General features: G+C 64.4%; 21 protein-coding genes. 10 read left to right on the top strand and 11 right to left on the bottom strand.

What is annotated here, in order from left to right; all coding sequences use genetic code 11:
• Positions 1-85 precede the first annotated feature (85 nt).
• A complete protein-coding gene (gene minC / locus AC05QJ_RS24415) occupies positions 86-832 on the bottom strand; it encodes a septum site-determining protein MinC (protein WP_476743810.1) in 747 nt (248 codons plus the stop codon).
• Positions 833-954: 122 nt separating this feature from the next.
• Between minC and AC05QJ_RS24410 the strand changes: the two genes are divergently transcribed.
• Together AC05QJ_RS24410 and AC05QJ_RS24405 are read left to right on the top strand one after the other, a co-directional pair.
• Positions 955-1,881 carry a lipid A biosynthesis lauroyl acyltransferase gene (locus tag AC05QJ_RS24410; RefSeq protein WP_476743809.1) on the top strand — a complete coding sequence of 309 codons (927 nt, stop codon included), beginning with the start codon at positions 955-957 and terminating at the stop codon, positions 1,879-1,881.
• Positions 1,882-1,908: 27 nt separating this feature from the next.
• The gene (locus AC05QJ_RS24405) at positions 1,909-3,075 is read left to right on the top strand and encodes a patatin-like phospholipase family protein (RefSeq protein WP_476743808.1); all 1,167 of its coding nucleotides are present in this window, start codon (positions 1,909-1,911) and stop codon (positions 3,073-3,075) included.
• A 3-nt stretch (positions 3,076-3,078) separates the two neighbouring features.
• On the opposite strand, the gene AC05QJ_RS24400 is transcribed toward AC05QJ_RS24405, so the two are convergent.
• On the bottom strand, positions 3,079-3,864 hold the full coding sequence (locus AC05QJ_RS24400) for an MlaA family lipoprotein (protein WP_476743807.1): 786 nt from the start codon (positions 3,862-3,864) through the stop codon (positions 3,079-3,081).
• A complete protein-coding gene (locus tag AC05QJ_RS24395; RefSeq protein ID WP_476743806.1) occupies positions 3,857-5,155 on the bottom strand; it encodes a serine/threonine protein kinase in 1,299 nt (432 codons plus the stop codon). The genes AC05QJ_RS24400 and AC05QJ_RS24395 overlap by 8 nt, the downstream gene beginning before the upstream one ends.
• A 248-nt stretch (positions 5,156-5,403) precedes the next feature.
• Between AC05QJ_RS24395 and AC05QJ_RS24390 the strand changes: the two genes are divergently transcribed.
• Entirely contained in the window at positions 5,404-5,769 is a 366-nt protein-coding gene (locus AC05QJ_RS24390; RefSeq protein WP_476743805.1) for a hypothetical protein, read from the top strand.
• 43 nt (positions 5,770-5,812) lie between these two features.
• Here the strand turns inward: AC05QJ_RS24390 and AC05QJ_RS24385 are convergent, their stop codons facing one another.
• Positions 5,813-7,360 (bottom strand): glycoside hydrolase family 17 protein, encoded by a 1,548-nt coding sequence (locus tag AC05QJ_RS24385; protein WP_476743804.1) that lies wholly within the window; start codon positions 7,358-7,360, stop codon positions 5,813-5,815.
• Between the two features lie 330 nt (positions 7,361-7,690).
• On the opposite strand from AC05QJ_RS24385, the gene AC05QJ_RS24380 reads away from it, so the two are divergent.
• The 3 genes from AC05QJ_RS24380 (at position 7,691) to AC05QJ_RS24370 (ending at position 10,700) form a co-directional block, all read left to right on the top strand.
• A complete protein-coding gene (locus tag AC05QJ_RS24380) occupies positions 7,691-8,539 on the top strand; it encodes a glycine betaine ABC transporter substrate-binding protein (RefSeq protein WP_476743803.1) in 849 nt (282 codons plus the stop codon).
• A 194-nt stretch (positions 8,540-8,733) separates the two neighbouring features.
• Positions 8,734-9,045 carry a DUF485 domain-containing protein gene (locus tag AC05QJ_RS24375; RefSeq protein WP_476743802.1) on the top strand — a complete coding sequence of 104 codons (312 nt, stop codon included), beginning with the start codon at positions 8,734-8,736 and terminating at the stop codon, positions 9,043-9,045.
• Positions 9,042-10,700, top strand: coding sequence for a cation acetate symporter (locus AC05QJ_RS24370; protein WP_476743801.1), 1,659 nt, complete (start codon positions 9,042-9,044; stop codon positions 10,698-10,700). The genes AC05QJ_RS24375 and AC05QJ_RS24370 overlap by 4 nt, the downstream gene beginning before the upstream one ends.
• Before the next feature lie 163 nt (positions 10,701-10,863).
• Here the strand turns inward: AC05QJ_RS24370 and AC05QJ_RS24365 are convergent, their stop codons facing one another.
• Positions 10,864-11,022, bottom strand: coding sequence for a DUF3309 family protein (locus AC05QJ_RS24365; RefSeq protein WP_175652484.1), 159 nt, complete (start codon positions 11,020-11,022; stop codon positions 10,864-10,866).
• Between the two features lie 288 nt (positions 11,023-11,310).
• On the opposite strand from AC05QJ_RS24365, the gene AC05QJ_RS24360 reads away from it, so the two are divergent.
• From AC05QJ_RS24360 to csrA, 3 genes are all read left to right on the top strand, one after another.
• Positions 11,311-12,126, top strand: coding sequence for an SDR family oxidoreductase (locus AC05QJ_RS24360; RefSeq protein ID WP_476743800.1), 816 nt, complete (start codon positions 11,311-11,313; stop codon positions 12,124-12,126).
• 47 nt (positions 12,127-12,173) lie between these two features.
• Positions 12,174-12,509: a YnfA family protein gene (locus AC05QJ_RS24355; RefSeq protein ID WP_476748000.1), complete on the top strand. Its 336-nt coding sequence runs from the start codon at positions 12,174-12,176 to the stop codon at positions 12,507-12,509.
• 129 nt (positions 12,510-12,638) lie between these two features.
• Positions 12,639-12,827 carry a carbon storage regulator CsrA gene (gene csrA / locus AC05QJ_RS24350; RefSeq protein WP_476743799.1) on the top strand — a complete coding sequence of 63 codons (189 nt, stop codon included), beginning with the start codon at positions 12,639-12,641 and terminating at the stop codon, positions 12,825-12,827.
• Between the two features lie 9 nt (positions 12,828-12,836).
• Here csrA and AC05QJ_RS24345 read toward each other — a convergent pair whose 3' ends face one another.
• The 5 genes from AC05QJ_RS24345 to mnmC form a co-directional block, all read right to left on the bottom strand.
• Positions 12,837-13,064 carry a YheU family protein gene (locus tag AC05QJ_RS24345; protein ID WP_330075336.1) on the bottom strand — a complete coding sequence of 76 codons (228 nt, stop codon included), beginning with the start codon at positions 13,062-13,064 and terminating at the stop codon, positions 12,837-12,839.
• A gap of 93 nt (positions 13,065-13,157) precedes the next feature.
• A complete protein-coding gene (locus tag AC05QJ_RS24340) occupies positions 13,158-14,342 on the bottom strand; it encodes an osmoprotectant NAGGN system M42 family peptidase (RefSeq protein WP_476743798.1) in 1,185 nt (394 codons plus the stop codon).
• Positions 14,343-14,357: 15 nt separating this feature from the next.
• Positions 14,358-16,103: an N-acetylglutaminylglutamine synthetase gene (gene ngg, locus AC05QJ_RS24335; RefSeq protein WP_476743797.1), complete on the bottom strand. Its 1,746-nt coding sequence runs from the start codon at positions 16,101-16,103 to the stop codon at positions 14,358-14,360.
• 3 nt (positions 16,104-16,106) lie between these two features.
• Positions 16,107-17,894 carry an N-acetylglutaminylglutamine amidotransferase gene (locus AC05QJ_RS24330; protein ID WP_476743796.1) on the bottom strand — a complete coding sequence of 596 codons (1,788 nt, stop codon included), beginning with the start codon at positions 17,892-17,894 and terminating at the stop codon, positions 16,107-16,109.
• 166 nt (positions 17,895-18,060) lie between these two features.
• Positions 18,061-20,049 carry a bifunctional tRNA (5-methylaminomethyl-2-thiouridine)(34)-methyltransferase MnmC2/FAD-dependent 5-carboxymethylaminomethyl-2-thiouridine(34) oxidoreductase MnmC1 gene (mnmC, locus tag AC05QJ_RS24325; RefSeq protein WP_476743795.1) on the bottom strand — a complete coding sequence of 663 codons (1,989 nt, stop codon included), beginning with the start codon at positions 20,047-20,049 and terminating at the stop codon, positions 18,061-18,063.
• Between the two features lie 151 nt (positions 20,050-20,200).
• On the opposite strand from mnmC, the gene pap reads away from it, so the two are divergent.
• On the top strand, positions 20,201-21,694 hold the full coding sequence (gene pap / locus AC05QJ_RS24320) for a polyphosphate:AMP phosphotransferase (RefSeq protein ID WP_476743794.1): 1,494 nt from the start codon (positions 20,201-20,203) through the stop codon (positions 21,692-21,694).
• A gap of 37 nt (positions 21,695-21,731) precedes the next feature.
• Here the strand turns inward: pap and AC05QJ_RS24315 are convergent, their stop codons facing one another.
• On the bottom strand, positions 21,732-23,126 hold the full coding sequence (locus tag AC05QJ_RS24315; protein WP_476743793.1) for a class II fumarate hydratase: 1,395 nt from the start codon (positions 23,124-23,126) through the stop codon (positions 21,732-21,734).
• Positions 23,127-23,222: the final 96 nt, after the last annotated feature.

Below are 23,222 nucleotides of genomic sequence, written 5' to 3'. Positions count from 1 at the left end.
AATGATGAAAAAGGACGATCGGTCCCAAAAATGCAAAAACGGCAACAATCTGATCAAGTTGCGCGGAAAATGGCGGCAGTATCCGTTAAAGGCGGGTGATGTTCAACACGTCGCCGGACAGGCTGACCTGCACGCCGGCACCCCAGAGCGGATCGCGGCGCAGGTCTTCGGAGACCTTGTACTGTCCGGCGATCGAGACCAGTTCGGCGGTCATCTGCTGGCAGAAGATCCGCGCCCTGGTATTGCCTTTGATACCCGCCAGTGCACGCCCCCGCATTGGCCCGTACACATGGATGTTGCCATCGGCGAGAAGTTCCGCGCCGGGACTGACCGTTGACACGACTACCAGATCGCCACCTTGAGCATAGATCTGTTGGCCGCCCCGTACAGGCGTGGTGATGATCTTGGTCGGCCGCACTGCGGGCTCGGCCGGCGCAGGTGCAGGCGCTGGCTCGGGTTTCTTCACCTCGACTTCCGGCTCCACCGGCCGCTCGCGGGCACCGGAGGGTGGAAGCACCGGCAGGTCGATGGCGATGGCAGCGGCGATGTCCTCGATGCGGCTGGCACGGATCGCCAGGGTACGCAGGCCGTGCTGGCGGCAGATGCGCATCAGGCCCGGCAGATCCACCGCGCCTTCGTCGGCAGGCAGCTTGTCCAGCGCCAGCACCAGCGGGGTATTGCTGAAAAAGTTCGGCGCCTGGGCGACCTTGGCCGCCAGTTGCCGGTCGAGACCTTCGAGGTTGTTCTGGGCAAGCTCCAGCACGGTGATGGCGAGCATGCTGCCCTTGAGCTGGAACACGGGTGCGGAGTCGGGCGTCTGGGTTTGGCTCATGGTCTGCGTCGAGGCGCCTTGTTGCGAAAAAAGTGCCCAGACTTATAACGAGAACGCCGGTTAGCCGCAACCCGCGCCGAACCGTTGTAGAATGCCCGGCCTTTTTCTTCCCGGAATCTTGAATGGATCGCCCGCGTTTTCGTCGTTATTTCCTGCACCCGCGTTTCTGGCCGCTGTGGCTGGGGCTTGGCCTGCTCTGGCTGATCGTCCAGCTTCCGTACCCGGTTTTGCTGGGGATCGGCCGCGTTCTGGGCGCGCTCATGTACCGCGTGGCGGGCGCCCGGCGAGCCATCGCGGCGCGCAATCTGGAACTGTGCTTCCCTGAACTGCCGTCCGTCGAGCGGACTCGCCTGCTGAAGGAAAACTTCGCCTCCACTGGCATCGCGTTCTTCGAAATGGCCATGAGTTGGTGGTGGCCAAAGGCCCGTCTGGCGCGCCTGGCGCACATCGAGGGGCTGGAACACCTGCAGGCCGCCCAGCGTGATGGCCAGGGCGCCATCCTCATGGCCCTGCATTTCACCACGCTGGAAATCGGCGCCGCGCTGCTGGGGCAGGAGCACACCATCGACGGCATGTACCGCGAGCACAAGAACCCGCTGTTCGACTACGTCCAGCGCCGCGGGCGCGAGCGTCACAACCTCGATTCGCTGGCGGTGGAGCGTGAAGACGTGCGCGGCATGCTCAAGCTGCTGCGCTCGGGCCGAGCGATCTGGTACGCGCCTGACCAGGATTATGGCGCCAAGCAGAGCCTGTTCGTGCCGCTGTTCGGCATCCAGGCGGCCACCGTGACTGCCACCACCAAGTTCGCCCGCCTGGGCAAGGCGCGGGTGATTCCCTTTACCCAGGAGCGCCTGGCCGATGGCAGCGGCTACCGGCTGGTGATTCATCCGCCGCTGCAGGACTTTCCCGGCGAGACGGAAGAGGCGGATTGCCTGCGCATCAACCAGTGGATCGAACAGGCGCTGCGGGCCTGCCCCGAGCAGTACCTGTGGGCGCACCGGCGCTTCAAGTCGCGTCCACCGGGGGAGCCGAAGCTCTACAAGCGGTAAGTCACATTCATCCCAGGGAGTTGGAGCATGGCAGCAGCGCAACCGGTGACCGGTCTGATCCTTTCAGGAGGCGGCGCCCGTGCTGCCTATCAGGTCGGGGTCCTGGCGGGTATCGCCGACTTGCTGCCGCAAGGTGCGTCCAACCCCTTTCCGGTGATCGTCGGCACCTCCGCCGGGGCGATCAATGCGGTGACCCTGGCCAGCGGTGCCCTGCATTTCGCCGAGGCGATCCGCCGCCTGACCAGCTTCTGGCAGGGCTTTCGCAGTCATCAGGTACTCCGAAGCGACTGGCCCGGCGTAGTGCGCCAGGCCAGTCGCTTCGTCGGTCACAGCCTGCTTGGTCTTGGCCGCCAGGTGCCGGTGGCGCTACTGGACAGTTCGCCCCTGCGCGGCCTGCTCACCGAACACCTTGACCTGCAGGGCATCGGCCACGCCATCGAACAGCACTGCCTGAGGGCGGTGGCGGTGACGGCGTTCGGCTATGAGTCCGGCCAGGCGGTAACCTTCTATCAGGGCCGTGGCGCCATCGATCCCTGGCTGCGCCACCGGCGCATCGGCCTGCCGACCCGGCTGACTGTCGAGCACCTGCTGGCCAGTTCGGCGATCCCGCTGCTGTTCGCGCCGGTCAAGCTCGGCCATGAGTACTACGGCGACGGCGCGGTGCGGCAGTCGGCGCCCATCAGCCCGGCGCTGCACCTGGGCGCAAACCGGATTCTTGTCGTCGGCGTGAGCGGGAACCCGCGCGGGCCGTCGGCCAATGTTCCGGCCCAGCGCATCTACAGCGGCCAGCCACCGAGTCTGGCGCAGATAGGCGGCCATCTGCTCAACAGTACCTTCATCGACAGCCTCGAAGACGATCTGGAACTGCTCCAGCGCCTCAATCACCTGAGCCATCTGGTGCCGGAGCAGGCGCAGCCGCGGCGCCTGGGGCTGGCGCCGGTGGAGGTGCTGGTGGTTGCGCCGAGCCAGCCGCTGGACGAGATCGCCGCGCGCCATCGTCGCGAGTTGCCGGCGGCCCTGCGCCTGTTCCTGCGTGGACCGGGGGCGACCAAGACCAGTGGTGCCGGGGTGCTCAGCTACCTGCTGTTCGAGGCCGGCTACTGCAGCGAACTGATCGAGCTTGGCCGGCGCGATGCCCTGGCCAAGCGCGACGAGCTGTGCGGCTTCCTTGGCCTGCCGCCTATCCGCAACTGATCTCTATTCGGCAATCTGCAGCTTGCGCGACTCGGTATAGACGTAGCGCACTTTCTCGTACTCGAACGGCGAGTTCATCTGGCCGTAGCGGAAGTTGGTGGTATAGCGCTTGTCGATGGCGCGCAGGACCCAGATTTCCGGATGGTTGCTGCTCACTTCGGCGACGTTGAGGAAGTTGATCTGGTTCTCGGCACTGTAGTCCACCACCAGGCCGCCGGTGTCGCGCAGGTTGGACGGGCCGAGGATCGGCAGCATCAGGTACGGGCCGTCCGGAACGCCATAGAAGCCAAGGGTCTGGCCGAAGTCTTCGTTCTGTTTCGGGATGCCCATCAGGGTGGCCGGGTCCCACAGGCCGAAGACACCGATGGTGGTGTTCATCAGCAGCCGCGCGGTGATGTCCAGGGAGCGCTTGCCCTTGAACTGCAGCAGGCTGTTGAGCAGGTTCGGCACATCGCCCAGGTTGCCGAAGAAGTTGCTGACGCCACTGCGCACGAACTGCGGGGTGACGTAGCGGTAGCCGTTGACCACCGGCAGGAACACCCATTGGTCGAAGCGGTAGTTGAAGTGGTACACCCGACGGTTCCACGACTCCAGCGGGTCATAGACTTCCAGGGCGTTGAGGGTCGAGCGCTCGAACTCGCGCTGGTCCAGCCCGGGATTGAACTTGAGTTCCTTGAGCGGCTCGGTGAAGCCGTCGGTGTCGAGGACACTGGTCGCAGGCGCGGTTTCTTCGGCGAAGGCCGGCGCGGTGGACAGCAGCAGGGCGGTGATCAGCAAGCGTTTAACCACGGAAGAACTCCAGCATGTCTTCGCTGTTGACGCGATAGTTGAGGTTGCCGCAATGGCCGCCGTGGGGGTACAGGGTCAGCCGGTCGCCGAAGGTCTTGCGCAGGAAACCGATATCGCCGGGGCCGAGGATCAGGTCGTCGGCGTTGTGCATCACGGCGATCTTCGGCGATTTGCTCAGGTAGTCCTGCAGGGCGTAGAGGCTGACCTGGTCGATCAGTTGCAGCAGGCTGCCGCCGTCGGTGCGGGCGCGCCACATGGGAATCACCTGCTCGGTCAGGTAGCAGTCGAAATCGCATTGCAGTGCGCGCTTGAAGAAGGGGGTCAGGCTGCTGCCTTCGGTGATGGGAAATTTCGGCGGGATGATCAGGCCACGACGGTTGATCAGGTCCGACGTGAACGCGATATCGGCGGCGGAGAAGCGGAACGAGCTGCCGATCAGCATCGCCATCTGTTCGTTGGACAGGTGCTGGCGCGACTGCTGGAAGTCGTAGAGCAGCGCATCATTGAGGTCGATGTAGCCTTTCTGCTGGAAATAGCGTGTCAGCTTGGTCAGCACCAGCTCATAGAAGGTGGTGTGGCTGGTGACGCCCTTGACCTCGGTCTGCACCAGGCGGTCGAGGTTGCTGATGGAGGTGTAGAGGTTCACCGGTGGGTTGAGCAGCAGCACGCGCTTGAAGTTGAAGCTGCGCCGGGTTTCGTCCAGGTGGCTGACGAAGGCTGCATCGAGGGCGCCGAGGCTGTAGCCACTGAGGTAGAACTCCTTCACTGGCAGGCGCGGGTGCTGGGCGCGCACGCCCTGCATCACCCGGTACAGGTCTTCGGCATCCTCGCTGCTGACCCCGGGGGTGGCGAAGCGCGAGGCGGCGCTCATGAAGTCGTAGCTGGTGGGCGAGGACAACTGCACCACATGGAAACCGGCCTTGTAGTACAGGCGCTTGAGGTATTCATTGATGCTGGCGTTGTATGGCGCGCCTGTGCCGGCGATCAGGAAGATCAGCGGCGCCTCTTGGTCCTGGCGGGCCAGGCGGTAGCGCAATTTCTTCACCGGCCAGAAGTTGTCCGGCAGGGTGAAGGCCCGTTCCGGACGCAGGTTGAGGTCGTAGTCTGACTGATCGATCTCGTCGTCGGTCGGCACTTCGGGCCGCAGGTCCGGCGGCGTGGTGGCGATGGTCGCCTCGAAGGGGTTAGTCAGTGGATAGCCGTAGGTGGCGGCATCGATGTCCGCCGCCGACGCGGCCGCACTCAACAGAAGGCCACCCAGCAGGGCAGCCAGGCGCAGTGGTCGAAACATGACGGATCCCCGGAAAAAGGCAAGTAAGCGTTTTGCTATGGTCCAGCCTAGGACATCTGTGTTACCGGCAAAGTTGCCGGCCGCCACGGTATTTGTGGTGCCTGATGTTGCCGTGCCGGGCTTGACCGCTGCAACAATTGGTTCCATTTCTCTTGAGGTTAAAAATAGCCGAGCCCGGCGCTTTCGCCTTGCGCAGACGCTGTGGGGGATTATGCTGGGCGCCGATTTTTCTGATTGCGAGGTCACCCATGTCCCAGCGTTTGCCGTTGATCGCCTTGTTGCTGTTCGTGCCGTTGTGGCTGGCCGCCAGTTACGGGGTTCGCTACGGGTTCATGGAAGACCCGCAGTGGGTCGGTGTCTGCTCGGCGCAGGTGCAGGTCTGGGAGTGCCAGGTGCGTTCCACGCTGGGATTGACCATCCACTTCCGCATCCTGGCGTGGATTGCCCTGGGTCTGGCGCTGGCGGGGACGTTCATCCGGCACCGGGCCGGACGCTGGCTGGCGGTGCTGGGGCTGGTGGCGGGGATTCCGGCGCTGGTGCTCTACACGGCGAGCATTGCCGTGTTCGCGGTGGTGCTGGCGGGGTTGAGGCTGGTTCGCAAGCCTGTTCATTGAATGTCAGGGCCTCATCGCTTGCCAGCGATGAGGCCCTGACGCGTTACCGGGTCTTCAGGCAGCGCCACAGCGCCAGGGTCATCAGCACACTGATCGCGGCCCATCCCCAGGCCTGCTGGCTGGCCAGTCCTTCCCGATACAGCTGCGGCACGATGCCGACACCGACGATGACCGCCAGCAGTGTCACTTCCGCCTTCGCGACCTTCACCGGCCGCAGCAGGTATACGAGCGCCGGCAGCACGAACGCCGCGCTGGGGAAGCTGCGATAGCGCGGATCGAACACCAGCGCCAGCATGCTCACCGCCGCCGCGAAGCCGGCTGCCAGCACCCACCATCCTGCCCGGGCTTCAAGCCAGGCAAACGCCCGCTGCCGCCCGCCTTCGCGGGATGCCAGCGCCAGCGCACCATGGGCCAGTACCAGCAGGTTCAATCCCGCCAGCAGTACGACCCACAGCCACTCGCCAACGAAGCGGCTGTTGGTCCGCGCCAGTTCGCCCCACAGGCCGATGCTCGCTGCGCCGATCGCCGCCAGCAGTGGCAGGGCCAGGGCGTTGCGGGTGTTGCGCACCGGACCGGCCAGCAGCAGGGTGGCAAGGAACAGCGCCACGCTCGCGGCCAGCCATTGCGGCCAGAACGCCAGGTTGCTCACCGGCCCTTCGAGGATGCCCTTGTCGTGACGGTCGGCGTCGTACAGGCCCCAGTAGCCGCCCACTGCGCCCTCGCTGGCCCGTTTCCAGGGTTGGTCGAAGGCTTCGATCAGGTTGTAGTGCCAGCCGTTCTTTTCGGCCATGGCGACGAAACCGCGAATGAACAGCGCTTCGTTGACCCGGCTGGGCACGGCCGTTTCACGCTGACGGCCTTCGCTGGGCCAGCCGGTTTCGCCGATCAGGATGTCCTTGGGGGCGAAGCGTTCGCCGAATTCACGACGGATATCGCCGACATGGGCCAGGGCATCGTCGATGCCACGCGGGTCGTCTTCCCAGTAGGGCAGCAGGTGGATGGTGAGGAAGTCCACCGCCGGGGCGATCTGTGGATGCTGCAGCCAGAATTCCCAGACGTCGGCGTAGGTCACCGGTACCTGCACCTGGCTTTTGACCCGGGCGATGAGTTCGGCCAGACGGTCGCCGGTGACCTCCTTGCGCAGCAGGGTCTCGTTGCCGACGATCACCGCGCGCACCACGTCGGGGTTGGCGTTGGCCGAGGCGATCAGCGCGCTGATTTCCTTGTCGGTGTCCACCGGGTTGCCATTGACCCAGGCGCCGAGCATCACTTTCAGCCCGTACTTGCGAGCAATGTCGGGGATGCCTTCGAGGCCGGTCATGGAATAGGTGCGGATGCACTCGAAGCGTTTCGACAGCAGCGCCAGGTCGGCGTCGATGCGCTCCGGGCGCAGGGTGAAGGGCTGGTCGAAGGGCGACTGGTCCTTGTCGAACGGAGTGTAGGAGGCGCATTGCAATTTGTGCGTGGCGCTGGCGGCGTCGGGCAACACCACCGGCTTGCCGAGCCCGTACCAGAGCCCGGCGAGGGCGAACAGGCCGAGCAGGCAGGCGAACAGGTAGGGCGGCAGCGCAAAGCGGGCAGTCGAGGACATGGAGCGTTCCGGCTGAGGTGACAAAGCCGCCAATACTACCCGCAAACCTCCTGCCGTTTGCCCTTGCCATGCAAAGTTCGGGCGGGATTTTTCGTGGCCCCCGTGATTGCTGGCGGTGCTGGCAATCTGGTGTCGTTTCTCGATGTTTCGAGGTCGCTGGCAGATCAGGTTCGTCGTCGGCCGAGGTTGATGATGGACGCATCAGTACTCCACTGATGGCGGTCGCGGTTCAGTGGTTGGGGCGTGAAGGGGGCGCCGTGCACCAGAACAAGACGTGGCCCGAACACCGTCGGGGCATGACTATCCGTGAAGTGACAAGGGGAAGCTTTGATGAAAATGCGACGACTCCTGGGGGCGGGCACCGCCCTGGTATTGGCAATGAGCGCCGTGACGGCGATGGCCAAGGAAGTGAGTATCGGCTACGTCGATGGCTGGGCCGACAGTGTGGCGACCACCCATGTGGCCGCCGAGGTCATCAAACAGAAACTGGGCTACGACGTGAAAGTCCAGGCCGTGGCGACCGGGATCATGTGGCAGGGTGTGGCCACCGGCAAGCTCGACGCCATGCTCTCGGCCTGGTTGCCTGTCACTCACGGCGACTACTGGGCGAAGAACAAGGACAACGTGGTCGACTACGGCCCCAACTTCAAGGACGCCAAGATCGGCCTGATCGTGCCGGAATACGTCAAGGCGCAATCGGTCGCCGACCTCAAGACCGACGACAGCTTCAAGAAGAAAATCGTCGGCATCGACGCCGGTTCCGGTGTGATGATCAAGACCGAACAGGCGATCAAGGACTACGACCTGACCGGCTACAAACTGCAGGCCAGCTCCGGCGCGGCCATGACCGCCGAACTGGGCCGTGCCTACGCCAAGCAGCAGTCCATCGCGGTCACCGGCTGGGTGCCGCACTGGATGTTCGCCAAGTGGAAACTGAAATTCCTCGAAGACCCGAAAGGCGTGTACGGCGCCGCGGAAACCGTCAACAGCATCGGCAGCAAGGAACTGGCGACCAAGGCGCCGGAAGTGGCGGAGTTCCTGAAGAAGTTCTCCTGGCAGTCGAAAGACGAAATCGGCGAGGTCATGTTGGCCATTCAAGAGGGCGCAAAGCCCGACGCAGCCGCCAAGGACTGGGTGGCCAAGCACCCGGAGCGAGTGGCCGAATGGACCGGCAAATAATGGCCTGATGCCTCTATCCTGAGCCTTCCAGGGCCGCCCCCGGTTTTCGCCGGTGGGCGGCCCTTGCGTTTGCGGGCTGTTACCGACTTTGCAAAAGACTTTTACATCTAAGACTAAGGTCGTCTGGAGCGCGTTCATCAGCAGCATAAAGTGGAGGCGGGTTCTACCTAATCTGTGCTGCGAGGACAAAAACAATGAACGACAGCATTTACCTCTCGATACAAAACAGCCCGCGGTTCAAGGAGCTGGTGTCAAAACGGGAACGATTCGCCTGGATTCTCTCGGTGATCATGCTCGGGCTTTACTCTGCTTTCATTCTCCTGATTGCCTACGGTCCCCACATCCTGGGTACCAAGATCAGTCCTGATTCATCGATCACCTGGGGTATTCCCCTGGGCGTTGGACTGATCCTGTCGGCCTTCATCCTCACCGGTGTCTATGTGCGTCGCGCCAACGGTGAATTCGATGAGCTGAACAACGCAATCCTCAAGGAGGCTCAGCAATGATCCGGCGTGTACTGGCAACCCTGGCCATCGGCGCGTTCGCACCCGCCGTCTGGGCCGCCGACGCGCTGACCGGCGCCGTCGAGAAACAACCGCTGAACGTCGCGGCGATCCTCATGTTCGTCGCCTTCGTCGGTGCCACCCTGTGCATCACCTACTGGGCTTCGAAGAAGAACAACTCGGCGTCCGACTACTACGCCGCCGGCGGCAAGATCACCGGCTTCCAGAACGGCCTGGCGATCGCTGGCGACTATATGTCCGCGGCGTCCTTCCTGGGGATTTCCGCCCTGGTGTTCACCTCCGGCTACGACGGCCTGATCTACTCGATCGGCTTCCTCGTCGGCTGGCCGATCATCCTCTTCCTGATCGCCGAACGCCTGCGCAACCTGGGTAAATACACCTTCGCCGACGTGGCGTCCTATCGTCTGGGCCAGAAAGAAATCCGCACCCTGTCGGCCTCCGGCTCGCTGGTGGTGGTGGCCTTCTACCTGATCGCGCAGATGGTCGGTGCCGGCAAGCTGATCCAGCTGCTGTTCGGCCTTGACTACCACGTTGCGGTGATCCTGGTCGGTATCCTGATGTGCATGTACGTGCTGTTCGGCGGCATGCTGGCGACCACCTGGGTACAGATCATCAAGGCGGTGCTGCTGCTGTCCGGTGCCAGCTTCATGGCGCTGATGGTGATGAAACACGTCAACTTCGACTTCAGCCAGCTGTTTTCCCAGGCTATCGCCGTTCACCCGAAAGGCGAGGCAATCATGAGCCCTGGCGGCCTGGTGAAAGACCCGATCTCGGCCTTCTCCCTGGGCCTGGCGCTGATGTTCGGTACGGCTGGCCTGCCGCACATCCTGATGCGCTTCTTCACCGTGAGCGACGCCAAGGAAGCCCGTAAATCGGTGTTCTACGCCACCGGCTTCATCGGCTACTTCTACATCCTGACCTTCATCATCGGCTTCGGCGCGATCCTGCTGGTCAGCACCAACCCGACCTTCAAGGACGCCGCTGGCGCCCTGATCGGTGGCAACAACATGGCGGCGGTGCACCTGGCCGACGCAGTAGGCGGCAGCATCTTCCTCGGCTTCATCTCGGCCGTGGCCTTCGCCACCATCCTCGCGGTGGTTGCCGGCCTGACCCTGGCCGGTGCCTCGGCGGTGTCCCATGACCTGTACGCCAGCGTATGGCGCAAGGGCAAGGCCAACGAGAAAGACGAGATCCGTGTGTCGAAGATCACCACCATCGCCCTGGCGGTGCTGGCCATCGGCCTGGGTATCCTGTTCGAAAGCCAGAACATCGCCTTCATGGTGGGCCTGGCATTCTCCATCGCGGCCAGCTGCAACTTCCCGGTCCTGCTGCTCTCGATGTACTGGAAGAAGCTGACCACCCGTGGCGCCATGATTGGTGGCTGGATGGGCCTGATCAGTGCCGTGGCGCTGATGATCCTCGGCCCGACCATCTGGGTGCAGATCCTGCATCACGAGAAACCGATCTACCCGTACGAGTACCCAGCGCTGTTCTCCATGATCATCGCCTTCGTCGGTATCTGGTTCTTCTCGATCACCGACAAGTCCAAGGCGGCCGACGAAGAACGCGCGCTGTTCTTCCCGCAGTTCGTCCGTTCCCAGACCGGCCTGGGGGCCAGTGGTGCGGTCTCACATTGATTAGCTGCAAGTTGTAAGCGGCAAGCTGCAAGAGGAAGCCGGCGTAAAGCCGGCTTTTTCTTGCAGCTTGTTTTTATGCGGTACGAAAGTGTCGCTTCACTCGGGCTGCTCTTTCTTGCGGCTTACAGCTTGAAACTTGCAGCTGAGTTACGCACCGCGCGAATCATATATAGCCGAGCAACAGCAATATCAGCAGCACGATCAGCACGGTACCGATGATGCCCGATGGCCCGTAGCCCCAGCTTCTGGAGTGGGGGAATACCGGCAGACCACCGATCAGCAGCAGGATCAGGATGATGATGAGAATTGTGCCCATGACGATTCCTCTGGTTTCGGTCGGATGGGCAGACCTGGCGTTCAGGCCCGCTTGTCATTGTGATACCTGGCGGGCGTAGAAAGTTTAATCGGCTTGGTTTAGTTGCAAGCTTCAAGCTTCAAGCTGCAAGTAAAAGCGGCCGCGGCGGCTCCTGCTTTTTCTTGCAGCTTGAAGCTTGCAGCTTGTAGCTATGCCGGGCTTTGCCCTAGCCATTCAGCAACCTGATAGCCCTCGGGGCCGCGCCGGGCCTTCGCTACACTGGCCTTCACCGTCAAGCACACAAGGCAGCTGGCTATGCAGAACCGCATGATGATCACGGGCGCGGGATCCGGTCTGGGTCGCGAAATCGCCCTGCGCTGGGCCCGCGAGGGCTGGCGACTGGCGCTGGGGGATGTCAACGAAGAGGGCCTGCGCCAGACGCTGGCACTGGTTCGCGAGGCGGGCGGTAGCGGCTTCGTACAGCGCTGCGACGTGCGCGACTACAGCCAGTTGATCGCCCTGGCCCAGGCCTGCGAAGAGCATTTCGACGGCATCGATGTGATCGTCAACAACGCGGGTGTGGCGTCCGGCGGCTTCTTCAGCGAGCTCTCGCTGGAGGACTGGGACTGGCAGATCGCGATCAACCTGATGGGCGTGGTCAAGGGCTGCAAGGCGTTTCTACCGCTGCTGGAACGCAGCAAAGGCCGGATCATCAATATCGCCTCCATGGCCGCGCTGATGCAGGGTCCGGCCATGAGTAACTACAACGTTGCCAAGGCTGGCGTGGTGGCGCTGTCGGAAAGCCTGCTGGCGGAGCTGCGTCAATTGGACGTGGCCGTGCATGTGGTCTGTCCGTCGTTCTTCCAGACCAATCTGCTGGACTCGTTCCGCGGCCCGACTCCGGCGATGAAGGCTCAGGTCGGCAAGTTGCTGGAAAGCTCGCCGATCAGCGCCGCCGATATTGCCGACTACATCTACCAGCAGGTCGCCCGCGATCAGTTCATGATCCTGCCCCATGAGCAGGGACGCATGGCCTGGCATCTCAAGCAGCATGATGCCCAGGCGCTCTACGACGAGATGGCAGGCATGGCGGAAAAAATGCGCGCCAAGGGCCGCCAGGCCCAATCCTGACGGGGGAATCGGGTATCCTCGGCGCTTTGCCAGCATTGGGGATGCCCGTGGTCAACTACCTGTTGTTCTTTCTCGCCGCGGTCTTCGAGATCGCCGGCTGCTACGCCTTCTACCTGTGGCTGCGCCTGGGCAAGAGCGCCTGGTGGATCGCCCCGGCCCTGCTCAGCCTGACCCTGTTCGCTTTGTTGCTCACCCGTGTCGAAGCGGCCTACGCCGGGCGCGCCTATGCGGCCTATGGCGGGATCTACATCGTCACCTCGTTGCTGTGGCTGGCGGTTGTCGAGAAGGGGCGGCCGCTGGGCAGCGACTGGATCGGCGCGGCGCTCTGCGTCGTGGGTGCGACGGTGATCCTGCTCGGGCCGCGTTTACAGGGACAGGGATGAGCTTGTAGGAGCTGCCTGTAGGTCTATTCCGTTGCGGATGTAGTCCATCTCTCTTTTGCCGTCGGACCATTGAAGCGAATTATCTCGACAGCCAGTCTCCGGATTCACCTTGAAAAGGAGGATTCCGGAATGCTGGTCATAGGAAGAGAAGTCGGAGAGGTCATCAACATCGGCAACGATATCAAGCTCAAGGTCCTCGCCGTGGACGGCGGCACCGTGCGTTTCGGCATCAGTGCACCGCGCAATGTCGAGATTCATCGCGGGGAAATCTACAAACGGCTGATGGAACAGCTGGAAAAAGAGGCGCAGGCCAGTTGAAGCGGCGCTTCAGTCGAACAGCTCTTTCGGCACGTCGTGCTTGGGCAGCAGCTGGCATTGCTGGCTGTCGAGGTCGAAGAGGATGAACGCCTGGCCCTTGGCCAACGCCTGGCGTACCCGCAGCACGCGGGTTTCCAGAGGGGTGTCGTCACCGTTGTCGGTGCCGTCGCGGGTGACGAAATCCTCGATCAGGCGGGTCAGGGTCTCGGCTTCGAGTTGGTCGTAGGGGATCAGCATGGTGTGGGGCCTTCAGGTTCGATGGCACATGCTACCTGTTTTGTCGTGGGCAATGGCCCTACCGCTTGCCAGCGGTAGGGCCTTCAGGGTCGATCAATCCCTTCGGCCAAGCACCTCTTCCACCGCCGGCACCCGGGTGTCGCTCTCCATCTGCGCATCATGTTCCAGTTGGTGACTGAAGCGCTCCAACGAACTTCCCGCCGGGTGCGAGTCGGCGGCGAACACCGGCGGGCTCAGCAGATAGGCGCCCAGCAGGCGGCTCAATGCCGCCAGGCTGTCGATATGAGTGCGCTCGTAGCCGTGGGTGGCGTCGCAGCCGAAGGCCAGCAGTGCGGTGCGGATATCGTGCCCTGCGGTGATTGCCGAATGGGCATCGCTGAAGTAGTAGCGGAACAGGTCGCGGCGTACCGGCAGCTTGTGTTCGTTGGCCAGGTGCAGCAGGTGCCGCGACAGGTGGTAATCGTAAGGCCCCGATGAGTCCTGCATCGCCACGCTCACTGCGTGTTCGCTGGAATGCTGGCCGGGGGCGACCGGGGCGATGTCGATGCCGACGAACTCGCTGACGTCCCAGGGCAGGGCGCCTGCGGCACCGGAGCCGGTTTCCTCGGTGATGGTGAACAGCGGATGGCAATCGATCTGCGGCTGCTGCCCGCTTTCGACGATCGCCTTGAGCGCCGCCAGCAGCGCCGCCACGCCGGCCTTGTCATCCAGGTGGCGGGCACTGATATGCCCGCTTTCGGTGAACTCCGGCAACGGATCGAAGGCGACGAAGTCGCCGATATTGATGCCCAGCGACTCGCAGTCGGCGCGGGTCGCGCAGTACGCGTCCAGACGCACCTCGATGTGTTCCCAGCTCACCGGCATCTGGTCGATGGCGGTATTGAAGGCGTGCCCGCTGGCCATCAGCGGCAGCACGCTGCCGCGCAGCACGCCATTGTCGGTAAACACGCTCACCCGGCTGCCCTCGGCGAAGCGGCTCGACCAGCATCCCACCGCGGCCAGGCCCAGGCGGCCGTTGTCCTGCAGGCTGCGCACGCTGGCGCCAATGGTGTCCAGGTGTGCCGAGACGGCGCGGTCGGGAGAATTCTTGCGACCCTTCAGGGTGGCGCGGATGGTGCCACGCCGGGTCAGTTCGAAAGGAATGCCCAGCTCTTCCAGGCGCTCGGCGACGTAGCGCACGATGGTGTCGGTAAAGCCGGTGGGGCTGGGGATCGCCAGCATTTCCAGCAAGACTTTCTGCAGATAGTTCAGGTCCGGTTCGGGTAGCGGGACAGACATTACGCCCTCCTGGGTTCAGGTCATCGGCCGGCTGTGGGGAAACAGCAGGTCGACGAAACGTTCGGCAGTGGGTTGTGGTTCGTGATTGGCCAGGCCGACCCGCTCGTTAGCTTCGATGAACACATGGTCGGGCTGATCGGCGGCGCGGACCATCAGGTCCAGGCCGACTACCGGGATGTCCAGTGCCCGGGCAGCCTGCACCGCGGCTTCGGTAAGGCTGGGGTGCAGCCGTGCGGTGACGTCTTCGAGGCAACCGCCGGTGTGCAGGTTGGCCGTGCGCCGCACTGCCAGGCGCTGCCCGGCGGGCAGCACGTTGTGGTAGTCGACGCCGGCGGCCTGCAGCGTGCGCTGGGTTTCGTCATCCAGCGGGATGCGGCTTTCGCCACCGGTGGCGGCCTGACGCCGACGGCTCTGTGCCTCGATCAGCGCGCCGATGCTGTGCAGACCGTCGCCGATCACTTCCGCCGGATGGCGAATGGCGGCGGCCACCACCTCGAAGCCGATGACCACGATGCGCAGGTCCAGGCCTTCATGGAAGCTTTCCAGCAGCACGCGGCTGTCGAAACGGCGGGCCTGTTCGATGGCGTGATTCACTTCTTCGAGCGTGGTCAGGTTGACCGCCACGCCGTTGCCTTGCTCGCCGTCTACCGGCTTGACCACCACCGCGCCGTGGTCTTCGAGGAAGGCCAGGTTGTCGTCGGCATTGCCGGCCAGTTGCTGGGCCGGCACCTTGAGGCCGGCAGCGGCCAGGGTACGGTGGGTCAGGAGCTTGTCCTGGCACAAGGTCATGCTTACGGCGCTGGTGAGGTCGCTCAGGGATTCCCGGCAGCGCACCCGTCGCCCGCCGTGGCTGAGGGTGAACAGGCCGGCATCGGCGTCGTCGACCTGCACGTCGATACCGCGCTGGTAGGCTTCCTCGACGATGATCCGCGCGTAGGGGTTGAGCCCTGCTTCCGGGCCGGGGCCCAGAAACAGCGGCTGGTTGATGCCGTTCTTGCGCTTGACCGCGAAGGTCGGCAGGTTGCGAAAGCCCAGCTTGGCGTAGAGGCGCTTGGCCTGGCGGTTGTCGTGCAGCACCGACAGGTCGAGATGGCTGAGCCCACGGCTCATGAAGTGCTCGATCAAGTGCCGCACCAGTACTTCGCCAACGCCCGGCCGGGTGCTGTTGGGGTCCACCGCCAGGCACCAGAGGCTGCTGCCCAGTTCCGGATCGTCGAAGGCCTTGTGGTGGTTGAGGCCCATGACGCTGCCGATCACCGCGCCGCTGTCTTCGTCCTCGGCCAGCCAGTACACCGGTCCGCCAAGATGGCGCGGGGTCAGCAGGGCGGTGTTCACCGGCAACATGCCACGGGTCAGGTACAGGGTGTTGATCGCCTGCCAGTCCTCGTCGCTCTGCGCCCGGCGGATGCGGAAACCGCGGAACACCCGCTGCGCCGGGCGGTAGTCGCTGAACCACAGGCGCAGGGTATCGGAGGGGTCGAGGAACAGTTGCTGCGGGGCCTGGGCCAGCACCTGTTGAGGCGCCGCGACATACAGGGCGATGTCCCGCTCGCCGGCACGCTCTTCCAGCAGTGCACTGGCCAGCAGGCCCGGCTCGGGGTAGGTGTGGCCGATCAGCAGGCGGCCCCAGCCGCAATGCAGGGCACGGGGCTCGTCGCTGGGTTCGTTGCCGTCACCGGCCAGGCGCGCCTGCAGGCGCTCGTAAGAGGGCACCTGGCCGCGCAACAGGCGTTGGCCGTAGGCGGATGCATGAGGCTTCATCAGTCAGATTCCTTGCTCGCTGAGCCACAGGTTGAGGGCCGCCAGTTGCCAGAGTTTCGAGCCGCGCAGCGGGGTGAGCTGACCGTGCGGGTCGCTCAGCAGGCGGTCGAGCATGGCCGGGTTGAACAGGCCGCGGTCCTGGCTCGGGTCCAGCAGCAGCTCGCGCACCCAGTCCAGGGTGGCGCCTTGCAGGTGCTTGAGGCCGGGCACCGGGAAGTAGCCTTTCTTGCGGTCGATCACTTCGCTGGGGATCACCAGCCGCGCCGCTTCCTTGAGCACCTGCTTGCCGCCGTCGGGCAGCTTGAAGCGCGCCGGAATCCGCGCCGACAGCTCCACCAGGCGATAGTCGAGGAACGGCGTGCGCGCTTCCAGGCCCCAGGCCATGGTCATGTTGTCGACCCGCTTGACCGGGTCATCCACCAGCATCACCGTGCTGTCCAGGCGCAGTGCCTTGTCCACCGCGTCGCGGGCGCCGGGCTGGGCGAAGTGTTCGCGGACGAAGTCGCCGGCGGCGTCGTGTTCCAGCAGCCAGGGCAGCTGCACAGTGTCACGGTACTCGGCGTGGCTGCGGTCGAAGAAGGCGGCGCGGTAGGCGGCCAGCGGGTCGCTGGCGCCATCCACCTGCGGGTACCAGTGGTAGCCGGCGAACAACTCGTCGGCGCCCTGGCCGCTCTGTACCACCTTGCAGTGTTTGGCCACTTCCCGCGACAGCAGGTAGAAGGCAATGCAGTCATGGCTGACCATCGGCTCGCTCATGGCGCGGAAGGCCGCTGGCAACTGGGTGATGATCTCGCGCTCGTCGATGCGCAACTGGTGATGGCGGGTGCCGTAGTGGCTGGCGATCAGGTCCGAGTACTGGAATTCGTCGCCGCGTTCGCCGCCGGCATCTTCAAAACCGATGGAGAAGGTCGACAGGTCGTCGACGCCGGCCTCGCGCAGCAGACCTACCAGCAGACTGGAATCGACGCCGCCCGACAGCAGCACGCCGACGTCTACCGCCGCACGCTGGCGAATGGCGACGGCTTCGCGGGTGCTGTCCAGCACGCGGTCGCGCCAGTCTTCCAGGCTCAGGTCGTGCTCGTCGCTGCGCGGGCCGTAATGCAGGCTCCACCAGGTCTGTTGCTGGGCGCGACCCTGGGCGTCGATGCGCATCCAGGTGGCCGGCGGGAGTTTTTCGATGTTCGCCAGCAGGGTGCGCGGGGCAGGCACCACGGCGTGGAAGTTCAGGTAGTGATTGAGTGCGATCGGGTCCAGCACCGGATCGATATCGCCGCCCTTGAGCAGCGCCGGCAGGCTGGACGCGAAACGCAGGCGCTGGCCGTTGCGCGACAGGTACAGCGGCTTGACGCCGAGGCGGTCGCGGGCGAGGAACAGTTGCTGGCGGTCGCGTTCCCAGATCGCCAGGGCGAACATGCCGTTCAGCCGTGGCAGCAGTTGCTCGCCCCAGGCGTGGTAGCCCTTGAGCAGCACCTCGGTGTCGCCGCCGGAGTGGAAGGTGTAGCCGAGGCTTTCCAGCTCGCTGCGCAGTTCCGGGAAGTTGTAGATGGCGCCGTTGAACGCCAGGGACAGGCCCAGTTGTGCATCGACCATGGGCTGGGCCGAACCGTCGGACAGGTCCATGATCTTCAGCCGCCGGTGACCCAGGGCGATCGGGCCCTGGCTGTGAAAGCCCCAGGCGTCCGGGCCGCGAGGCGCCAGGTGGTGGGTGATCCGTTCAACCGCGGCGAGGTCCGCCGGGCGCGAAGGGGTGTCTACAGGGGTGAAACGTAACTCTCCAGCTAATCCGCACATAAGTCCTTACCGGTTTTGCCGTTGGGGAAGGTGCCCGAAAGGTGGGCACTCAGGAACTGACCGGTGCGAATCCTGGGAGTTTTAGATCGATATGGAATAAGCGCGAAGGTGACGGACCGCAGGGCGGTCCGATCACTGGCTGGCGGCGTCTGTGCCGGACGAGGTGTCAGGTCTTGCCGCGCTTGATCTCCCGAAGCATGAAGCGGTTCGGATGACAGGCCTCGGCCATCTCCCGTGGCACCGGCAACGCATCGCCGTTGATCCAGGCCGCCACCAGCTCGCCACACAGCGGCGCGGTGATCAGCCCGCGGGAGCCATGCCCGCTGTTCACATACAGGCCTTCGAGCCACGGGCACTGCGCCTCGGGGATCAGCCGCGCATTCTTCGCCAGCGCCGCATAGGTGTCGGCGAAGCGGGCCGCGTCCGCCACCGGGCCTACCAAGGGCAAGTAGTCCGGGGTGGTGCAGCGGAAGGCGGCCCGACCCTGCAGGCGCTGCGGATCGCACTGGTCGATCTCCAGGCGTTGCGCCAGGTCGGTGGAGATGTCCTCCAGCAGCCCCAGGTTACTGCGGTGTTCTTCCACGGTTGGCGTCAGCTCGGTGGCGTGGAAGTCGAAGCTGGCGCCGAGGGTATGTTCGCCATGTCGTGGCGGAGCGACGTAGCCATCGGCGCACACCACCGTTTGCAACGCCTGACTGGCGGCGGTCACCGGCAGGCGGGTGACCTGCCCGCGAATACGTTTGAGCGGCAAGCCGGCCGCGCCTTCGAACTGCTGGATGTCGGCAGCACCGGCCAGCACCACTGCCGCTGCCGAGGCCAGCAGGCGATCGCCGTCCCACGCTTGCCAGAGGCCATCGGCCTTGCGCAGTTGCACCACGTTGGTGTGGGTAAGCAGCTTGACGCCCGGCTGGCCGGCCTGCCAGTGGCACAGCGCCGGCGGATGGACCCAGCCGCCTTCGGGGTAGAACAGGCCACCGCTGGCCAGTGTCACCCCGGCAATGGCTTCGGCTTGCTGACGGTCCAGGCGCTGGACCAGTTCGTCGCTGAAGGCGCTGGCCAGTTGCGCCTGGCGCTGGTCTTCCTTGTCGTCGAAGGCCAGTTGCAGCACGCCGCAATCGTCCCAGTCGCTGCCGCGCTGCAAGCGCTCCAGCAGTCGGCGGGTGTGGCCGAAACCGCTGACGATCAACTGCGAGAGCAAGGTGCCGTGGGCCGAGAGTTTCAGGTACAGCACGCCTTGCGGATTGCCCGAGGCTTCCCGCGCCGGGGCATCGTGGCGCTCCAGCAGACTGACCTGCCAGCCGCGGGCGGCGAGGCTGGCGGCGCTGGCGCAACCGGCCAGTCCGGCGCCGATCACCAGGGCCTGGCGCGGACCTGTCACCGTCGCCGGGCGGCGATACCAGGGCGCCGCAGGCACCAGGGCCGGTTGTTCCGCCGGCCAGCCGTTGAATACGCCGCGCAGCACTTCCCATTTCTTGCCGATGCCGGGAATCCGTTTCATGGTGAAGCCCACCGCAATCAGGGCGCGCCGTACCCAGCCGGTGCTGGTGAAGGTGCCCAGAGTGGTGCCCGGTACCGAGAGCCGGCCCAGTTGCGCGAACAGTTCCGGGGTCCACATATCGGGGTTTTTCGCCGGGGCGAAGCCGTCGAGGAACCAGGTGTCGATGCGGGCGTCCAGCTTCGCGAACTGCTCGCTGGCGTCGCCGATCATCAGGGTCAGGCTGACCCGGCCATTGTCGAAAAGAAAGTGCTGGTAACCGTCGTGCACCGCCACGTACTGCTCTAGCAAGGCCTTGCCCAGGGACGCCAGTTCGGGCCACAGGGCGAGGGCGCGGCGCAGGTCGTCGCGGGTCAGGGGAAATTTCTCGGCGCTGATGAAATGCAGGCGGGTGCCGGCGGGGGCGAGCTGGTTGAACAGTTGCCAGGCGCACAGGAAGTTCAGCCCGGTACCGAAGCCGGTTTCGCCGATGGTCATGCAACTGCCGGGCGCGAGGCTGGCCAGGCGCGAGCGCAGGTCGTTCTGCTCGACGAACACATGTTCGGTTTCTGCCAGGCTCTGGTCCTTGGAGAAGTAGATGTCGTCGTACTGCCGCGAATGCGGGCGGCCGTGTTCGTCCCAGTCGATCTGGGCGTGGCGAGGGGCGGGGGTATCGGTCATAAGCGGCTCGGCAACAGCGGATGGCGCATTCTAGCCGATCCCCCGAAGGCTGTTTGATCTGGCGCAACAGGGCGGCTGCCGGGATGAAAATCGGAGCCGACAAAACCGATGGCGATCCGCTAGTCTTGCTTATCCAAGAAGGAGCCTGGACATGTTTGAATCCGCCGAAATCGGTCATGCGATCGACAAAGAAACCTACGAAGCCGAAGTGCCCGCCCTGCGCGAGGCCTTGCTCGAAGCCCAGTTCGAACTCAAGCAGCAGGCGCGTTTTCCGGTCATCGTGCTGATCAACGGCATCGAAGGTGCCGGCAAGGGCGAGACGGTCAAACTGCTCAACGAATGGATGGACCCGCGCCTGATCGAGGTGCGCACCTTCGACCAGCAGAGCGACGAGGAGCTGGCCCGGCCACCGGCCTGGCGCTACTGGCGGGCGCTGCCGGCCAAGGGAAGGATGGGCGTGTTCTTCGGCAACTGGTACAGCCAGATGCTGCAGGGCCGGGTGCATGGCCAGTTCAAGGATGCGGTGCTGGACCAGGCCATCAATGGTGCAGAGCGCCTGGAGCAGATGCTCTGCGACGAGGGGGCGCTGATCTTCAAGTTCTGGTTCCACCTGTCCAAGAAGCAGATGAAGGCGCGGCTCAAGGCGCTCAAGGACGACCCGCAGAGCAGTTGGCGCATCAGCCCGCTGGACTGGCAGCAATCGGAAACCTACGACCGCTTCGTGCGTTTTGGCGAGCGCGTGCTGCGCCGTACCAGCCGCGACTACGCGCCCTGGCATGTCATCGAGGGGTCCGATCCGCACTACCGTAGCCTCGCGGTCGGGAGAATCCTGCTCGAAGGCCTGCAGAACGCGCTCAAGACCGAGGGTAATCCCAAGCAGCCAACCCATATCGCGCCCTTGAGCGAGAGCATCGACAAACTCAGCCTGCTACAGAGCCTCGACCTCGGCGTGCGCCTGGGCAAGAACGACTACCAGGAGCAATTGCTCGCCGAACAGGCGCGGCTGGCCGGCTTGCTGCGGGACAAGCGCATGAAGCATCACGCGCTGGTGGCGGTGTTCGAGGGCAACGACGCGGCGGGCAAGGGCGGAGCGATCCGCCGTGTGGCCGCGGCACTGGACCCGCGTCAGTACCGGATCATTCCGATTGCTGCGCCCACCGAAGAAGAACGGGCACAACCGTATTTGTGGCGGTTCTGGCGGCACATTCCGGCACGCGGCAAGTTCACCGTGTTCGACCGGTCATGGTACGGGCGGGTGCTGGTTGAGCGGGTCGAAGGCTTCTGTACGCCAACCGACTGGATGCGTGCCTACGGCGAGATCAACGACTTCGAGGAACAGTTGAGCAATGCCGGTGTGGTGGTGGTGAAATTCTGGCTCGCCATCGATCAGCAGACTCAGTTGGAGCGTTTCCAGGAGCGTGAGGAGATCCCGTTCAAGCGCTTCAAGATCACCGAGGAAGACTGGCGCAACCGCGACAAGTGGGACCTCTACGCCAAGGCCGTCGGCGACATGGTCGATCGCACCAGCACCGAGATCTCGCCCTGGACCCTGGTGGAAGCCAACGACAAGCGCTGGGCACGGGTGAAAGTGCTGCGCACCATCAACGATGCGCTGGAAGCGGCGTTTCGCAAGCACAAGAAGTGAACAGACAAGGCCAGGCGAGTACGCCTGGCCTGCTGATTCAGCCCTTGCCACCGGCCTCGAGCATCTGCTCGGGGCGCACCCACTGATCGAACTGGGCGTCGGTCAGGTAGCCGAGGGTCAGCGCCGCTTCCCGCAGCGTGGTGCCTTCGGCATAGGCTTTCTTGGCGATTTCCGCCGCCTTGTCGTAACCGATGTGCGGGTTGAGCGCGGTCACCAGCATCAGCCCGCGCTCCAGGTGCGCGGCCATCTGTTGCGGGTCGGGCTCGATTCCGGCCACGCAATGCTGCTGGAAGTTGCGGCAGCCGTCGGCCAGCAGTTCGATGGACTGCAGCAGGTTGTGGATGATCACCGGCTTGAATACGTTGAGCTGCAGGTGGCCCTGGCTTGCGGCGAAGCTGATCGCGGTGTCGTTGCCCATTACCTGGCAGGCCAGCATCGACAGGGCTTCGCACTGGGTGGGGTTGACCTTGCCGGGCATGATCGAGCTGCCCGGCTCGTTGGCCGGCAGGCGCACTTCCTGGAAGCCGGCGCGTGGGCCGGAGCCAAGCAGGCGCAGGTCGTTGGCGATCTTCATCAGGGCCACCGCAAGGGTTTTCAAACCGCCGGCAAGGGCGGTCAGCGGTTCGTGGCCGGCGAGGGCGGCAAATTTGTTCGGTGCGGTGACGAACGGCAGCCCCGACAACGCTGCCAGCTCCGCAGCAATAGCTTCGGCGAATCCGTGCGGTGCATTCAGCCCCGTACCCACCGCCGTGCCGCCCTGGGCCAGTTCGCACACCGCCGGCAGGGCCGAGCGGATGGCCCGCTGGGCGTAGTCGAGCTGAGCGACCCAGGCCGAGACTTCCTGGCCGAAGGTAATGGGCGTGGCATCCATCATATGGGTACGGCCGGTCTTGACCAGCCGCATGTGTCGCGCCGACAACTCCGCCAGCCCCTCGGACAGCTCGGCGATGGCCGGCAGCAGGTGCTCATGCACGGCCTGGGCGGCAGCGATGTGCATGGCGGTGGGGAAGCAGTCGTTGGAGCTCTGCGAGCGGTTGACGTGGTCGTTGGGGTGGACCGGATCCTTGCCGCCGCGGCCCTTGCCCGCCAGTTCGTTGGCCCGGCCGGCGATCACCTCGTTGACGTTCATGTTGCTCTGGGTGCCGCTGCCGGTCTGCCAGACGACGAGCGGGAACTGGTCGTCATGCTGGCCGTCGAGCACCTCGTCGGCGGCCTGTTCGATCAGGCGGGCGATGGCGGCAGGCAGGTCGCCGTTGCGGTCGTTGACGCGTGCAGCGGCTTTTTTCACCAGCGCCAGGGCGTGCAGAACGGCCAGCGGCATGCGTTCCTTGCCAATGGCAAAGTTGATCAGCGAGCGCTGTGTCTGGGCGCCCCAGTAAACCTGATCCGGAACTTCGACCGGGCCGAGGCTGTCAGTTTCGATGCGGCTCATGCGTTACCCACTCCTTATGCAAGATGCTAGGTCTGACCAAGCAGTTTAGGCCCTCGTTCAAAGGGCCGGTTCCATAGTCTTCCGGACTATTGAGCA

The organism is Pseudomonas sp. TUM25319 (assembly GCF_056388475.1).
The sequence above is the reverse complement of the archived record's forward strand: the minus strand, read 5'-3'. Positions and strand labels throughout refer to the sequence as shown.

Excerpts from the sequence above, each read along its gene's own strand:
- minC (WP_476743810.1), bottom strand. The coding sequence starts at position 832 with ATGAGCCAAACCCAGACGCCCGACTCCGCACCCGTGTTCCAGCTCAAG.
- AC05QJ_RS24410 (WP_476743809.1), top strand. The coding sequence starts at position 955 with ATGGATCGCCCGCGTTTTCGTCGTTATTTCCTGCACCCGCGTTTCTGG.
- AC05QJ_RS24405 (WP_476743808.1), top strand. The coding sequence starts at position 1,909 with ATGGCAGCAGCGCAACCGGTGACCGGTCTGATCCTTTCAGGAGGCGGC.
- AC05QJ_RS24395 (WP_476743806.1), bottom strand. The coding sequence starts at position 5,155 with ATGTTTCGACCACTGCGCCTGGCTGCCCTGCTGGGTGGCCTTCTGTTG.
- AC05QJ_RS24390 (WP_476743805.1), top strand. The coding sequence starts at position 5,404 with ATGTCCCAGCGTTTGCCGTTGATCGCCTTGTTGCTGTTCGTGCCGTTG.
- AC05QJ_RS24385 (WP_476743804.1), bottom strand. The coding sequence starts at position 7,360 with ATGTCCTCGACTGCCCGCTTTGCGCTGCCGCCCTACCTGTTCGCCTGC.
- AC05QJ_RS24380 (WP_476743803.1), top strand. The coding sequence starts at position 7,691 with ATGAAAATGCGACGACTCCTGGGGGCGGGCACCGCCCTGGTATTGGCA.
- AC05QJ_RS24375 (WP_476743802.1), top strand. The coding sequence starts at position 8,734 with ATGAACGACAGCATTTACCTCTCGATACAAAACAGCCCGCGGTTCAAG.
- AC05QJ_RS24370 (WP_476743801.1), top strand. The coding sequence starts at position 9,042 with ATGATCCGGCGTGTACTGGCAACCCTGGCCATCGGCGCGTTCGCACCC.
- AC05QJ_RS24360 (WP_476743800.1), top strand. The coding sequence starts at position 11,311 with ATGCAGAACCGCATGATGATCACGGGCGCGGGATCCGGTCTGGGTCGC.
- csrA (WP_476743799.1), top strand. The coding sequence starts at position 12,639 with ATGCTGGTCATAGGAAGAGAAGTCGGAGAGGTCATCAACATCGGCAAC.
- AC05QJ_RS24345 (WP_330075336.1), bottom strand. The coding sequence starts at position 13,064 with ATGCTGATCCCCTACGACCAACTCGAAGCCGAGACCCTGACCCGCCTG.
- AC05QJ_RS24340 (WP_476743798.1), bottom strand. The coding sequence starts at position 14,342 with ATGTCTGTCCCGCTACCCGAACCGGACCTGAACTATCTGCAGAAAGTC.
- ngg (WP_476743797.1), bottom strand. The coding sequence starts at position 16,103 with ATGAAGCCTCATGCATCCGCCTACGGCCAACGCCTGTTGCGCGGCCAG.
- AC05QJ_RS24330 (WP_476743796.1), bottom strand. The coding sequence starts at position 17,894 with ATGTGCGGATTAGCTGGAGAGTTACGTTTCACCCCTGTAGACACCCCT.
- mnmC (WP_476743795.1), bottom strand. The coding sequence starts at position 20,049 with ATGACCGATACCCCCGCCCCTCGCCACGCCCAGATCGACTGGGACGAA.
- pap (WP_476743794.1), top strand. The coding sequence starts at position 20,201 with ATGTTTGAATCCGCCGAAATCGGTCATGCGATCGACAAAGAAACCTAC.
- AC05QJ_RS24315 (WP_476743793.1), bottom strand. The coding sequence starts at position 23,126 with ATGAGCCGCATCGAAACTGACAGCCTCGGCCCGGTCGAAGTTCCGGAT.